Annotated in this window: 14 protein-coding genes and 1 other annotated feature; of the genes, 3 read left to right on the top strand and 11 right to left on the bottom strand. The window is 59.3% G+C overall.

Annotated features, from left to right (window positions below; all coding sequences use genetic code 11):
* Positions 1-101: 101 nt before the first annotated feature.
* The 9 genes from hisIE to hisL all read right to left on the bottom strand — a co-directional run bounded on the left by hisIE (position 102) and on the right by hisL (position 7,338).
* Positions 102-713, bottom strand: coding sequence for a bifunctional phosphoribosyl-AMP cyclohydrolase/phosphoribosyl-ATP diphosphatase HisIE (gene hisIE / locus LAC65_RS09840; RefSeq protein WP_039385319.1), 612 nt, complete (start codon positions 711-713; stop codon positions 102-104).
* Positions 707-1,483 (bottom strand): imidazole glycerol phosphate synthase subunit HisF, encoded by a 777-nt coding sequence (hisF, locus tag LAC65_RS09835; protein WP_039385316.1) that lies wholly within the window; start codon positions 1,481-1,483, stop codon positions 707-709. Before hisF ends, hisIE begins: the two co-directional genes overlap by 7 nt.
* The gene (gene hisA, locus LAC65_RS09830) at positions 1,465-2,202 is read right to left on the bottom strand and encodes a 1-(5-phosphoribosyl)-5-[(5-phosphoribosylamino)methylideneamino]imidazole-4-carboxamide isomerase (protein WP_039385314.1); all 738 of its coding nucleotides are present in this window, start codon (positions 2,200-2,202) and stop codon (positions 1,465-1,467) included. Before hisA ends, hisF begins: the two co-directional genes overlap by 19 nt.
* Positions 2,202-2,792, bottom strand: a complete 591-nt coding sequence (gene hisH, locus LAC65_RS09825; RefSeq protein WP_039385312.1) for an imidazole glycerol phosphate synthase subunit HisH — start codon at positions 2,790-2,792, stop codon at positions 2,202-2,204. Before hisH ends, hisA begins: the two co-directional genes overlap by 1 nt.
* Positions 2,792-3,859 carry a bifunctional histidinol-phosphatase/imidazoleglycerol-phosphate dehydratase HisB gene (gene hisB / locus LAC65_RS09820; RefSeq protein WP_039385309.1) on the bottom strand — a complete coding sequence of 356 codons (1,068 nt, stop codon included), beginning with the start codon at positions 3,857-3,859 and terminating at the stop codon, positions 2,792-2,794. The genes hisH and hisB overlap by 1 nt, the downstream gene beginning before the upstream one ends.
* On the bottom strand, positions 3,856-4,932 hold the full coding sequence (hisC, locus tag LAC65_RS09815; RefSeq protein WP_039385308.1) for a histidinol-phosphate transaminase: 1,077 nt from the start codon (positions 4,930-4,932) through the stop codon (positions 3,856-3,858). The genes hisB and hisC overlap by 4 nt, the downstream gene beginning before the upstream one ends.
* Positions 4,929-6,236 carry a histidinol dehydrogenase gene (hisD, locus tag LAC65_RS09810; protein WP_039385307.1) on the bottom strand — a complete coding sequence of 436 codons (1,308 nt, stop codon included), beginning with the start codon at positions 6,234-6,236 and terminating at the stop codon, positions 4,929-4,931. Before hisD ends, hisC begins: the two co-directional genes overlap by 4 nt.
* Before the next feature lie 3 nt (positions 6,237-6,239).
* Complete coding sequence (gene hisG / locus LAC65_RS09805; RefSeq protein WP_039385304.1) at positions 6,240-7,139, bottom strand: ATP phosphoribosyltransferase; 900 nt, start codon at positions 7,137-7,139, stop codon at positions 6,240-6,242.
* 54 nt (positions 7,140-7,193) lie between these two features.
* Positions 7,194-7,315: a sequence feature (His leader region), on the bottom strand.
* Positions 7,291-7,338 (bottom strand): his operon leader peptide, encoded by a 48-nt coding sequence (gene hisL, locus LAC65_RS09800; RefSeq protein WP_100396937.1) that lies wholly within the window; start codon positions 7,336-7,338, stop codon positions 7,291-7,293. (Overlaps the previous feature by 25 nt.)
* Before the next feature lie 181 nt (positions 7,339-7,519).
* Here hisL and LAC65_RS09795 point away from each other — a divergent pair, with 181 nt between their 5' ends.
* Positions 7,520-8,347, top strand: coding sequence for an SDR family oxidoreductase (locus LAC65_RS09795; RefSeq protein WP_039385302.1), 828 nt, complete (start codon positions 7,520-7,522; stop codon positions 8,345-8,347).
* Between the two features lie 33 nt (positions 8,348-8,380).
* On the opposite strand, the gene LAC65_RS09790 is transcribed toward LAC65_RS09795, so the two are convergent.
* Positions 8,381-9,658, bottom strand: coding sequence for an NAD(P)/FAD-dependent oxidoreductase (locus tag LAC65_RS09790; RefSeq protein WP_039385296.1), 1,278 nt, complete (start codon positions 9,656-9,658; stop codon positions 8,381-8,383).
* 10 nt (positions 9,659-9,668) lie between these two features.
* The gene (puuD, locus tag LAC65_RS09785) at positions 9,669-10,430 is read right to left on the bottom strand and encodes a gamma-glutamyl-gamma-aminobutyrate hydrolase (protein WP_039386000.1); all 762 of its coding nucleotides are present in this window, start codon (positions 10,428-10,430) and stop codon (positions 9,669-9,671) included.
* Positions 10,431-10,639: 209 nt separating this feature from the next.
* Here puuD and LAC65_RS09780 point away from each other — a divergent pair, with 209 nt between their 5' ends.
* Positions 10,640-12,055, top strand: coding sequence for a glutamine synthetase family protein (locus LAC65_RS09780; protein ID WP_039385294.1), 1,416 nt, complete (start codon positions 10,640-10,642; stop codon positions 12,053-12,055).
* A gap of 370 nt (positions 12,056-12,425) precedes the next feature.
* Positions 12,426-13,784, top strand: coding sequence for an APC family permease (locus LAC65_RS09775; protein ID WP_039385292.1), 1,359 nt, complete (start codon positions 12,426-12,428; stop codon positions 13,782-13,784).
* Positions 13,785-14,040: the final 256 nt, after the last annotated feature.

Genomic DNA, 14,040 nt, shown 5'->3' with positions numbered 1-14,040 from the left:
CAATATATTGCTCAATATTAGCTGGAGTTGCTTTTTTTGAGAAGAATGCTGCTCAAAATAATTCCTGGTTACTAATTTTGAGCAGCATGTTGCACAATTGGTTACTTATGACGGATGCGCAAATTGTTAACGATCGCGCTTAAATCCAGATCCTGGTCCTGCAACAGTACCATCAGGTGATAGAGCAGGTCGGAGGCTTCGTTGGTCAGTTCATGACGATCGTTCACCGTGGCCGCCAGCGCGGTCTCCACGCCCTCTTCGCCAACCTTCTGCGCAATACGCTTGGTGCCGCTGGCGTAGAGGCTGGCGGTATAGGAGCTGGCGGGATCGGCATCTTTCCGCGACGCCAGCAGCTGCTCCAGTTGATAGAGGAACGTCCACTCCGGGGCGGCAGGCGAGAAGCAGCTGGAGGTGCCAAGATGGCACGTCGGTCCGATGGGGTTCGCCAGCACCAGCAGCGTATCGTTATCACAGTCTGGCGTAATGCTCACCACTTGCAGAAAGTGGCCGGAGGATTCGCCTTTGGTCCAGAGCCGCTCTTTGGTGCGCGAGAAAAAGGTGACGTTGCCTTCCGCCAGCGTTTTTTCCAGCGCCGCCTCATTCATATAACCGTGCATCAGCACTTCGCCGGAGACGTTGTGCTGCACGATAACGGGCATCATGCCCGCGGTTTTGACCCAGTCCAGGCGGGCCAGTTGGTCTGCTGTTAACACGCGCGAATCTCCACACCGTTGTCGATCAGAAAGTTTTTCAGCTCACTGATATTAATAATCTGCTTATGGAACACCGACGCCGCCAGGGCACCATCAACGTTTGCCTGCGTAAAGGCGTCAAGGAAGTGCGGCATGGTGCCGGCACCGCCGGACGCGATTAGCGGCACGCTGCACACTTCGCGGACCTTCTGCAGCTGAACCAGATCGTAGCCGTTACGTACGCCATCCTGATTCATCATATTCAGCACGATCTCGCCCGCGCCGAGCTTCTGCACTTCCCGCACCCAGTCAAGGGTTTCCCACTGCGTTACCCGGGTACGCGCTTCATCACCGGTATACTGGTTAACGTGATATTTACCGCTCGCCTCATCAAACCAAGTATCGATACCCACTACTATGCACTGCACGCCAAAACGGTCGGCGAGACGGGTGATCAGCGTCGGATCGGCCAGCGCCGGGGAGTTGACAGATATTTTGTCAGCGCCAAACTGCAGAATGCGCGCGGCATCCTCCTCGCTTCTGATGCCGCCCGCGACGCAGAACGGAATGTCGATCACTTCCGCTACGCGGGAGACCCAGCTTTTGTCGACCACGCGGCCATCCGATGAGGCGGTGATGTCATAAAACACCAGCTCGTCGGCCCCTTCCTGCGCGTAGCGCTGCGCCAGCGGCACAATGTCGCCGATGATTTCGTGATTGCGGAACTGCACGCCTTTTACAACCTGTCCGTCACGCACGTCCAGACAGGGGATTATCCGTTTTGCCAGCATGAAATCGCCTCCGCTACCGTAAATTTATCTTCCAGCAGGGCACGACCGACGATCACACCCTGCGCACCGCTGCCGCGCAGCGCGGCGATATCCGCCAGCGAGCCGATGCCGCCGGAACTCTGAAAGGCGATGTCCGGAAAAGCAGCAGACACCTCTTTATAGAGCGCTACGTTAGAGCCGCTCAGCGTGCCGTCGCGTGAAATGTCAGTGCAGAGCACATGCTTCAGGCCCACCGGCTGATACCAGCTAATCACCTCTTCCAGCGTAACGCCCGCCGCTTCCTGCCAGCCGCTGATCGCCACTTCTTTACGGTTAGCCGCGTCGATGCGCACATCCAGCGCCAGCACGATGGCGTCGGCACCGAATTCGCTGAACCAGCTTTTCACTTCTTCTGGCTGTTTGACTGCCGTTGAGCCGACCACCACGCGCGTGGCCCCGGCGGCAAGCAGGGCGGCCACATCATCACGCTGGCGAATGCCGCCGCCAACCTGCACCGGTACGCTGACGCCGCGCAGCAGCGTGGTCAGCAGCGGGATCTGGCGCTTAGCCGGATCTTTTGCACCGGTCAAATCCACCAGGTGCAGCACACCGGCGCCCTGGCGTTCATACTCCTGCAGGCGCGGCAGCGGATCGCTGCCGTAGTCGCGCTGCTGACCGTAGTCACCCTGATGCAGGCGCACCACCTTGCCATCAATCAAATCTAACGCGGGGATAATCATTACATCTCCAGAAAGTTTTTCAGCAGCTGCGCGCCCGCTTTGCCGGAGCGCTCGGGGTGAAACTGCACGCCAAAGAAGTTATCTTTCTGCAGTGCGGCGGTAAAAGGCAGGCCGTAGTCACACTGCGCAATCGTGGCGGCGTTAACCGGCATCGCGTAGCTGTGCACAAAGTAGAAGTAGCTGCCATCCGGAATATCGCGGAACAGATGGTGTCCCGCTTTGGCGGTGATCTGATTCCAGCCCATGTGCGGCAGCGGCAGGCCCTGCGTATCCATCAGCGCCACCGGCTCATCAACGATACCCAGCGTGCTGATGCCGCCATTCTCATCGCTGCCGCGTCCCAGCAACTGCATACCGAGGCAGATCCCCAGCACCGGCTGCGTACAGGCTTTGATCAGATCAATCAGCTCGCGTTCTGCCAGCTGGTTCATCGCCGCCTGTGCGGTGCCGACGCCCGGCAGCAGCAGTTTATCGGCGCGCAGTACCACATCGGCATCGCGGCTCACTTCAGGCGTATAGCCGAGGCGCTCAATCGCCCATCTGACCGACGAGAGGTTGGCGCAGCCGGTGTCGAGAATGACCACGTTCATCACAGCACTCCTTTTGAGCTCGGCAGGGTATTCCCCTCGACGCGGATCGCCTGGCGCAGCGTGCGGCCAAAGGCTTTGAACAAACTCTCCACGCGGTGGTGATCGTTACGGCCTTTGGTTTTCAGATGCAGCGTGCTCATCATGGCGTAGGAGAGCGAGCGGAAGAAGTGCTCGACCATCTCAGTGCTGAGATCGCCTACGCGCTGGTAGCTGAACTCCGCTTTGTATTCAAGATGCGGCCGGCCGGAGATATCGAGCGCGCAGCGCGCCAGACACTCATCCATCGGCAGCACAAAGCCGAAACGGCCAATGCCGCGCTTGTCGCCCAGCGCCCTGAGCAGCGCTTCGCCCAGCGCCAGGCCGGTATCCTCCACCGTGTGGTGATCGTCAATATAGAGGTCGCCTTTGACGTCGATATTCATGCGAAAGCCGCCGTGTACCGCGATCTGGTCCAGCATGTGGTCAAAAAAGCCGACGCCGGTGTTGATTTTGCTGCCGCCTTCACGGTCGAGCCACACTTCCACTTTGATCTGCGTCTCTTTGGTGTTGCGGTTGACCAGCGCATAGCGGTCGCGTTTGGTGAGCTGCGCCTGAATGGAGGCCCAGCTCTCGCCTTCGGCGCCGTAGCGCAGGCCCTGAATGCCCATGTTTTCCGCCAGCTGCAGATCGGTCTGACGGTCGCCAATCACATAGCTGCTGGTTTTATCCAGCGCGCCCTCTGCCAGCCACGCCTCAACCAGCCGGGTTTTGGGTTTACGGCAGTCGCAGTTATCGGCGGGCAGGTGAGGGCAGATCAGCACATCGCTGAAGTTGATTCCCTGCGAGGTAAAGATCTGCATCATCAGCGTATGCGGCGCATCGAAATCGGCCTGCGGGAAGCTTTCGGTACCCAGACCATCCTGATTGGTGATCATCACCAGCTGGTAGCCCGCTTCCTGCAGCGCCAGCAGCGCGGGGATCACATCTTTCTCCAGCGCCAGCTTATCCAGGCGATCTACCTGAAAGTCAGACGGCGGCTCGGCAATCAGCGTGCCGTCACGGTCAATAAAAAGGATCTTCTGGCTCATGCTTGCTCCACGGAAAAGGCTTGCAGCGCGGCGATCAGGCGCTCGCACTCGGTTCGGGTACCAATTGAGATGCGCAGGCATCCGGCAAGACCGGGATTTTTGTTCTGGTCACGCAGAATAATGCCCCGATCCCACAGCGATTTAAACACGGCTGGCGAGTCGGTGAAGCGCGCGAGAATGTAGTTGGTCTCGCTCGGAAACACCTGCTCCACCACGGGCAGCTGCGGAAGCTGTTCATACAGCCATGCGCGGTTCGCGTTGAGTTCAGCGACATGCTGACGCATCAGCGCAATGCCCGCCTCGCTCAGCGCCTGCGCCGCAACGTCAGCGACCGGCGTGGCAAGCGGATAAGGTGCGATCACCTTCATCAGCAGATCGATAACCGGCTTGTTAGCCAGGGTGAAACCGCAGCGCAGACCCGCCAGCGCGAACGCCTTTGAGAGCGTGCGCAGGATCACCAGATGCGGATACGCCTGCAGCCACGCCGCAAGCGTTGCGGCCGGGCAGAACTCAATATACGCCTCGTCTGCTACCACCAGCGCTTTACCGGCGGTCATGTCCAGCAGCGCCCGGATATCATCCTGATTGATCAGGTTACCGGTCGGATTGTTCGGGCTGCAGAGGTAAACCACTTTTACGCCATCGAGCTTACCGGCAATGGCCGGCAGGTTAAGCTGCCAGTTGTCCAGCGCCGGCACGGTACGGTACTCAATACCGATGGTTTCGGCGCTGACGCTGTACATACCATATGTCGGCGGACAGAACAGAATGGCATCTTTGCCCGGCTCGCAGAACGCGCGCATCAGCAACTCGATGCCCTCATCAGCGCCGCGGCTGACCAGAACCTGCTCCGGGGTTAAACCGGCGTAGGCGGCATAGCGCTCAATCACCAGCCGCGGCTGGCACTCCGGATAGCGATTCAGCGTCTGCTGTGACAGCTCAAACGGCACCGGCAGCGGAAATTCGTTAGCGTTCAGCCAGACATCCCCGTTGCCACCCAGGCGACGCGCTGACTGGTAGGGCGTCAGGGCGCGGACGTTAGCACGCGCTAACGCTTCAATTTCAGTGCTCATGCTTGCTCCTTCAGGGCGGCAACGCGCAGGGTAACGGCGTTTTTGTGCGCATCAAGCTGCTCGGCGGCGGCCAGGGTTTCAATGGTGGCGGCCAGGTTCATAAAGCCCTGCGGTGTCAGTTCCTGCACCGTCATCCGCTTCTGGAAATCTGCCAGTCCGAGGCTGGAACTGGTGGCGGTATAGCCATAGGTTGGCAGGACGTGGTTAGTGCCCGAGGCGTAGTCACCGGCAGATTCCGGTGACCAGTCGCCGAGAAATACCGAACCGGCACTGGTGATAGCATCGACCAGATCGCGCGGCTGGCGCGTCTGAATGATCAGGTGCTCCGGACCATACTGGTTTGAAATCGCCACGCACTGCGCCAGATCCTGCGCCACGATCAGGCGGCTGCTCGCCAGCGCCTGACGCGCGGTGGCGGCGCGCGGCAGTGCGGCCAGCTGCGCCTCAACGGCCTGTGCCACCTCTTCGGCCAGCCTCTGCGACGGCGTCAGCAGGATCACCTGAGAGTCAGGACCGTGTTCCGCCTGCGACAGCAGGTCAGAGGCGACAAACGCGGGCGTCGCCCCTTCATCTGCGATCACCAGCACTTCAGAGGGGCCGGCAGGCATATCGATAGCCGCGCCGTCGAGCCGCTGGCTGACCTGACGCTTCGCCTCCGTCACCCAGGCGTTGCCCGGGCCAAAGATTTTGTCCACTTTCGGCACCGATTCGGTGCCGAAAGCCAGTGCAGCAATCGCCTGCGCGCCGCCGACCTGAAACACCTCCTGCACGCCGCACAGCTGTGCGGCATAGAGAATTTCATCGGCAACCGGTGGCGGCGAGCAGAGCACTACGCGGCCGCAGCAAGCGATGCGCGCCGGCGTTGCCAGCATCAGCACGGTGGAAAAGAGAGGCGCAGAGCCGCCCGGAATATAGAGGCCTACCGACTGCACCGGCCGCGTAATCTGCTGACAGCGCACGCCGGGCTGCGTTTCGACATCCACCGCGGCCAGAATCTGGGCGTTGTGGAAGGTCTCAATATTGCGCACGGCAACCGCCATCGCCTGTTTAAGCTCGTCGCTCAGGCGTGCGCTGGCGGCCTGCATCTCTGCCGCAGAGACGCGCAGCTGGCTGACCTGCGCCTTATCAAACTGCGCGCTGAAGTCGCGCAGTGCCGCGTCGCCGCGCGATTTCACTTCCGCCAGCACGTTCTGCACGGTGGCGCTGACGGTGGCAGAAGCGGCAATGGCCGGACGCTGCAGCAGCGCCTGCTGCTGTGCGGCGTCGCACTGCTGCCAGCTGATTGGGGTCATCAGGGTGCTCATCGGTTACTCCAGCATTTTTTCAATCGGCAGCACCAGGATCGAGCTGGCGCCCAGCGCTTTCAGTTTTTCCATGGTTTCCCAGAACAGCGTCTCGCTGCTGACCATGTGCATCGCCACGCGGCTCACTTCGCCCGCCAGCGGCAGCACGGTCGGGCGCTCGGCGCCAGGCAGCAGGGCGATAACCTCTTCCAGCCGCTCGCTCGGCGCGTGCAGCATGATATATTTTGATTCGCGCGCTTTGATCACGCCCTGGATGCGCGTCATCATGGTGTCGACCAGCGCCTGCTTGGCAGCCGGCAGCTCGCCGTCGCGCTGGATCAGTACCGCTTTGGAGCGGTAGATCACCTCGACCTCACGCAGGCCGTTGGCCTCCAGCGTGGCGCCGGTAGAGACCAGATCGCAGATCGCATCAGCCAGGCCTGCGCGCGGCGCGACTTCTACTGAACCATTCAGCAGGCAGGATTTAAACGGGATACCCTGTTTGTCGAGATACTGTTTCAGCAGATGTGGATAGGAGGTGGCGATACGGGCGTTGTTCAGGCACTGCGGACCGGTATAGTCGGCATCTACCGGCATCGCCAGCGACAGGCGGCAGCCGCCGAAATCCAGACGACGCAGCGTAAAGTAGCGCGGATCCTCACCCTGCGAGCGGCGGGTCAGCAGCTCCTCTTCCAGCACGTTCTCACCGACAATGCCGAGATCGACCACGCCATCCATCACCAGACCGGGAATATCGTCATCGCGCACGCGCAGGATATCGATAGGCATGTTCTCCGCAAACGCAATCAGACGCTGCTGCTGAAGGTTGATTTTGATGCCGCAGCGCGCCAGCAATTCGCGTGATTCATCACTTAAACGGCCAGATTTCTGCATAGCTATGCGTAAACGGGTGTTATCTAACATGGTTCCTGTCCTCTTATTTGATCCTGTCTGAACGTGTTGCGTTTGCGTTCGCCCATAAAAAAACCCCCGGAAGATGATCTTCCGGGGGCTCTCTTTGCGCTCGCACCACTGGAAGATCCTGAACGTCTCCCAGCACACATCGCCTGAAAGACTAGTCAGGGTGATGGTGGTGATGATGGTTGAACTGAACGCGTGTCATAATAAATTCCGTTGCTGAATGAGTATTCATTTGCGTGCTGATTAACCTAGCGAAGATGGCGCGGCTTGGCAACCCTTTTTTAACGTCAGTTTACGGAACCTTCCGCAACACTTTGCGCTGGTTTGCCGGGCGGCGCCGCTCTAAGATGAGATAACGATGGCGCGCAACAGCAGGAGCAGAGATGAAACGAGTCGCGATTACGGGTCTGGGCTGGCTGGGGATGCCGCTGGCAATGGCGCTGACGGCGCGGGGCTGGGAAGTGACCGGCACAAAAACCACGCCGGATGGCGTTGAAGCCGCGCGGCGCTGCGGCATTGAGGCGTATCAGCTGAAACTGACGCCGGAAATTGAGTGTGATGCTGACGAACTTGAGGCGCTGATGCAGGTGGATGCGCTGGTGGTTACGCTGCCGGCCAGCCGCACCGTGCAGGGGGCTGACGCCTATATGCAGGCGGTACAAAACGTGGTGGACACGGCGCTGGCAAGCCGGGTGCCGCGCATTATTTTCACCAGCTCCACCTCGGTCTACGGCGCAGGTGAGGGGATCATGAAAGAGCAGAGCGCGCTCCAGCCGGAGACAGTCGCCGGCAAAACACTGGTCGAGCTGGAGCACTGGCTGCACGGCCTGCCGGGCACCAGCGTGGATATTCTGCGGCTCGCCGGTCTGGTGGGGCCGGATCGCCATCCTGGTCGCTTTCTGGCCGGGAAAACCGGGCTGGAACAGGGCAGTCACGGCGTGAACCTGGTGCATCTGGATGATGTGGTAGAGGCGATTATGCTGCTGCTGCAGCGGCCAAAAGGCGGGCACACCTACAACCTCTGCGCGCCGCATCATCCGTCGCGGGATACGTTTTACCCTGACGTGACAAAGAAGCTGGGCCTGGTGCCGCCCACGTTCAGTGCGCAGTCCGGCCGCCCGACCGGCAAACTGATTGATGGCACAAAAATCTGCGATGAGCTCGGCTTTGAGTATCGCTACCCCGATCCGGCACGCATGCCGCTGGCATAAACCCGGCGGGAGATCTGCGTCTCCCGCTGCGGCTCAGACGCCCAGCCGATCGCGCAGCGCATACCATACGGCGCCCATTGCCGTCAGAGGAACTTTAAACCGGCGTCCGCCAGGGAATGGCAGATGCGGCAGCCGGGCAAAGGCATCAAACCGCTCCGCCTGACCGCGCAGCACCTCGGCAATCAGCCTGCCGGCGAGATGCGTGCAGGTTACGCCATGGCCGCTGTCGCCCTGCATAAAATAGGCGTTCCGCTCCAGCTGACCAAACTGCGGCATCCGCGACAGCGTCAGCAGAAAATTACCGCTCCAGCGGTGGCTGATTTTGATATTGCGCAGCTGCGGAAATGTGCGCTGCAGCTTGGGCAGGATCAGAGCGTCAATGTCAGCTGGTTCGCGCGCGCCATATACCACGCCTCCGCCATACAGCAGACGGTTATCCGCGGTAAGACGAAAGTAATCGAGCAGATAGTTACAATCTTCCACGCAGTAGTTGTTAGGCAGCAGCCCGAGCGCCTGGTCGCGGCTCAGCGGTTCAGTGGTCACAATCTGCGAGCCGCACGGCATGCTTTTGCGGCTCAGGCGCGGCTCCAGCTGCGCCGGCAGATAGGCGTTGCCGGCAAAGATCACAAAGGTAGCATGCACCTCCCCGTGCGCGGTGGTAATGCGGTGCGGTGCGCCGTAGTGCACGGCGAGGGCGGCGGAGTGTTCATAAATACGCCCGCCGTGGCGGCGGATCGCCTCCGCTTCTCCCAGCGCCAGGTTCAGCGGATGCAGATGCGCACCGCGCTTATCCAGCAGACCGCCGACATAGCGATCGGTAGCGATTTCCCGCCGGATGCCGCGCTCATCCAGCAGCTCCAGGCTCTGATTGCCGTAGCGCGCCCAGCTCGCCTGCTGACGATGCAGGTGGCCCATCTGCCGCGGGTTGAGGGCAGCGAAAATACCGCCCGGCCGGTAGTCGCAGCTGATGGCGTAGCGATCGATACGGTCGCGGATAATATCGGCACCCTCAAACATCATGCTGCCGAGCATCGCGGCGGTTTCTTTACCGTAGCGCTGCTCGATCACATCCACGTCGCGGCTATAGGAATTAACCACCTGACCGCCGTTACGTCCGCTGGCACCAAAGCCGATGGTGGCCGCCTCCAGCACGACCACGTCGTAGCCCGCTTCGGTCAGAAACAGCGCCGAGGAGAGACCGGTAAAGCCGCCGCCGATAATACAGACGTCGCACTGAATACTCTCCTGCAGCGCAGGCCAGGGGGCGTGCGGATTAGCGCTGGCTGCGTAATAGCTCTCCACATGGTGCATCACATTCTCCTCAGGGTCGTGCCCGGTGATAATCGCTGGCGGCCTGAATAAAAGCAGCAAACAGCTGGCGTGAAACCGGGTTCTGCTCAGACTGCCACTCCGGATGCCACTGTACCGCCAGCGCAAAAGGGTGATGACGCAGGCTCACCGCCTCAATCACGCCATCTGCGGCGCGTGCTTCTATGCGCAGCTGCGGACCCGGCGTGCGTACGCCCTGCGCATGCAGTGAGTTAACGGCGAAGGGGGCCTGGCAGTCAGGCAGCTGACTCAGCAGCCCGCCCGGTTCCGGCGTGACCAGATGCGCCGCAGCGTACTGTTGCGACAGCGGCCGGGCGGGGTCTTCACGGTGATCCTGAAACCCGTCAACCTGATGCAGCTGACGATAGAGCGCGCCGCCATTGGCGACCACCAGCTCCTGCAGGCCACGACAGATACCCAGCAGCGGCATCTGCCGGCTGGTGGCCCAGGTAATGGCCGCAAAGGCCAGGCGATCGCGCCCCGGATCGCTGTGCGCTTCACTGCCCGCTTCGCCATAGTGCCAGGGTTCAATATTGCTGGGGCTGCCGGGCAGCAGCAGGCCGTCCAGCAGCGCCATGCTTTGCGCCAGCAGCTTTGGTGCCTGCAGCAGCTGATGCGGCAGCGGCAGCGGTATGCCACCGGCCGCGACCACCGCATCCGGATATTTATTGTGCAGCGTCTGAGCGGGGTGGGGACCGGCCATGTTCTGGCACATCACTATTCCGATCAGCGGTTTTACAGCATCTGTCATCATCGGGTTACCACGCTGAGAGTGCTGACGCTCTGCCGGCAAATTCAGGCAGGCGTTTAAGCGAGCCTGTTATTCTCAATCTAATCTGCCCGCGCCGAACTGCAAACCAGATTGTTACATTTGCACACTATTTGTGTTGGCGCTATGTTAGAGCTGTAGTTCGGAATTAAAGCATCGCGCAAACCTCATTAACGGTAACTGGCGGGTGGTATATGACGAATATCGTGGAAGTAGAAGATTTCACGCGGCACAGTGAAGAGAAGCGAACAAGCGCGTTCCAGCTGGAGGTGAAAACCTGGCTGGAACGCCATCCCGAAACGCAGTATGTTGATATCCTGTTAAATGATTTAAATGGTGTTTTTCGCGGTAAGCGCATTCCGGTTGCCGCGCTGCCAAAGCTGGAAAAAGGGTGTTACTTTCCCGCCTCTGTTTTTGCCATGGATATTCTCGGCAACACCGTTGAGGAAGCCGGTCTCGGACAGGCACTTGGCGAACCCGACAACCTCTGTATTCCTGTTCCTGGCACGCTTATCCCTTCTGCTTCCGATCCGCAACGCATTGCCCAGCTGCTGCTGACGATGTGCAACCAAGATGGCACTCCCTTTGACGTTGAACCCCGAAACGTGCTGAACCGGCTGTGGCAGCAGCTGCGCAATCGCGGGCTGTTTCCGGTGGTAGCGGTAGAGCTGGAGTTCTATCTGGTTGATAAGCAGCGCGATGCCGGCGGCTTTATTCAGCCACCGTGTTCGCCGGGCAGCGCAGAGCGCAACATGCACTGTCAGGTTTACTCCGTGGACAATCTCGACCATTTTGCTGACGTGCTGCGCGATATCGACGCGCTGGCGCAGCGGCAGGGTATCCCGGCAGATGGCGCCTTGGCAGAAGCCTCACCGGGCCAGTTTGAGATCAACCTGCATCACACGCAGGACATCCTTAAAGCGTGCGACGACGCGGTGCTGCTGAAGCGACTGGTGCGGCAGGTAGCGGAAAATCACGGTATGACCGCCACGTTTATGGCGAAGCCCTATGAAGAGTATGCCGGCAGCGGTATGCACGTACATATCAGCATGCTCGACGCGGCGGATCATAACGCTTTCTCTCTCGATGATGGCAGCAACTCGCCGCTGCTGAAGCGCGCGCTGGCGGGCATGATTGACCTGATGCCGGCGTCAATGGCGCTGCTGGCGCCCAACGTCAATGCTTACCGGCGCTTCTCGCCAGAGTCGTTTGTGCCGCTGCAGGCGTCGTGGGGACATAACAATCGCACCGTGGCGCTGCGCATTCCGTGCGGCGACAAAGAGAACCATCGCGTGGAGTATCGCGTAGCGGGTGCGGATGCAAATCCCTATCTGGTCGTGTCAACAATTCTTGCCGGTATTTTGCACGGTCTGGATAATCAGCTACCTTTACCTCATGCGGTGACCGGAAACGGACATGCGGCGGAAGGGCTGGCACTGCCGATTCGCCAGAGCGACGCACTCTATGAGTTTGAGAGCAGCTACCCGCTGCAGAAGCTGCTGGGAGAGCGTTTCAGCCGCGTGTGGCATAGCTGCAAGCAGTGTGAGCTGCGCGAGTTTGAGCGATTGATCACCGCTACAGAGATTGACTGGATGCTAAAGAACGCCTGACGCACAGAAGAATTGCGTTAACGTCTTGTGTCGATGGTATAAGTTGGGGCAAAATATGCCCCCTGCAAAAGACAGAACATAGCCGACGCATTGAGCGTCGGTTATTTTTTTGCATAATGTTTTTAATACATACATAACCGAGGCCGGACACGTATCCGGATAGATAGACACCGAAACACGCTTCTGCGTGAGATTTGAGGAACAAAGATGGGACTGTTTACAATTGCACCAGCACTGGCTGGTTCTCGCTTTCGTGATGATTACGGCGCGGCGACAATCGCAAACACTAATATCACTTCTCACTGCAGCACGTTGCGCAGTATCCCTGTGGTACAACTGACATCAGTTGCTGCTGTAGGGGGTCTGAACAATGGCGCTTAATACCTCTGCCGCACCTCAGCGTGCACATCTGAAAAAAACTCTGACCCTGCTTCCGGTCGTCATGATGGGCCTGGCGTATATGCAGCCAATGACCCTGTTTGATACCTTCGGCATTGTGTCAGGTTTAACCGACGGCCACGTCGCCACCGCCTATGCTTTCGCCCTGATTGCGATTCTGTTTACGGCTGTGAGTTACGGTAAGCTGGTACGCCGCTTCCCATCTGCGGGCTCCGCTTATACCTATGCTCAGAAAGCCATCAGTCCGCACGTCGGCTTTATGGTGGGCTGGTCATCGCTGCTGGACTATCTGTTCATGCCGATGATCAACATCCTACTGGCAAAAAGCTACTTTGAGTCGCTGGTGCCGGGCATTCCGTCGTGGATTTTCGTTGTGCTGCTGGTGGCCTTTATGACCATCTCCAACCTGCGTGGTATCAAAACCGTGGCCAACTTTAACAGCGTCATCGTGGTGCTGCAGGTTGTAGTCATGGCCGTGATCACCGGTATGGTGGTTTACGGTGTGGCGCACGGTATTGGCTCCGGTACGCTGGTGAGCACGAAGCCGTTCTGGTCTGAGCATGCTCAGGTGGTGCCGATGATCACCGGTGCGACGATTCTCTGCTTCTCGTTCCTCGGCTTTGACGGCATCAGCTCGCTGTCGGAAGAGACCAAAGATGCTGAACGCACCATTCCGCGCGCCATTTTCCTGACGGCGCTGATTGGTGGTGTGATCTTTATCGCGGTCTCCTACTTCCTGCAGCTCTACTTCCCGGATATCTCGCGTTTCCAGAATCCGGACTCGTCACAGCCTGAAATCATGCTATTTGTGGCCGGTAAAGCGCTGCAGATCGGGATCCTGATCTTCTCCGTAGTGACCGTGCTGGCGTCAGGCATGGCAGCACACGCAGGCGTTTCACGTCTGATGTACGTGATGGGCCGCGATGGCGTCTTCCCGCAGCGTATCTTTGGCTTCGTGCATCCAAAATATCGCACGCCGTCACTGAACGTACTGCTGGTCGGTGCGGTGGCACTGCTGGCTATCAACTTTGATCTGGTGACCGCTACGGCGCTGATCAACTTTGGTGCGCTGGTCGCGTTTACCTTTGTTAACCTCTCTGTGATCGCGCAGTTCTGGATCCGTGAGAAGCGTAACAAGACGCTGAAAGACCATCTCAACTATCTGGTGCTGCCTGTGATGGGCGCGCTGACGGTGGGTGCACTCTGGATCAATCTCGAAGAGACTTCCATGGTGCTGGGTCTGGTATGGGGCGCAATTGGTATCATCTACCTGGCGTTCGTGACCCGTACTTTCCGTAATCCGGTCCCGCAGTTCAGCGAAGAAGTGTGATGTTCGTGACCGGGTGCGCAGCGATGCGCACCCGGTCTGCTCTCTGCAGTACCTGCCTCCTGATATCCGTTACCTGCGCCTGCCGTTTCCTCTCTGTGCTTCCAACTCTTTGTTCATCATTACTCGTCCCTCAGCAGCAGCATAATGACGCCACTATCCCGGCGGGCCGGGCGATGGTGAAACCTAACGCTCACTGCTACATCATCGATAACACGCCACACAGCTTTATTAAGCCACTGAGCCGCGTAATGAAGTC

It is taken from the genome of Pantoea eucrina (assembly GCF_020079945.1).
In the GTDB taxonomy this organism is placed as follows: Bacteria; Pseudomonadota; Gammaproteobacteria; order Enterobacterales; family Enterobacteriaceae; genus Pantoea; species Pantoea eucrina.
This window is presented reverse-complemented; position numbering and strand designations above follow the sequence as displayed.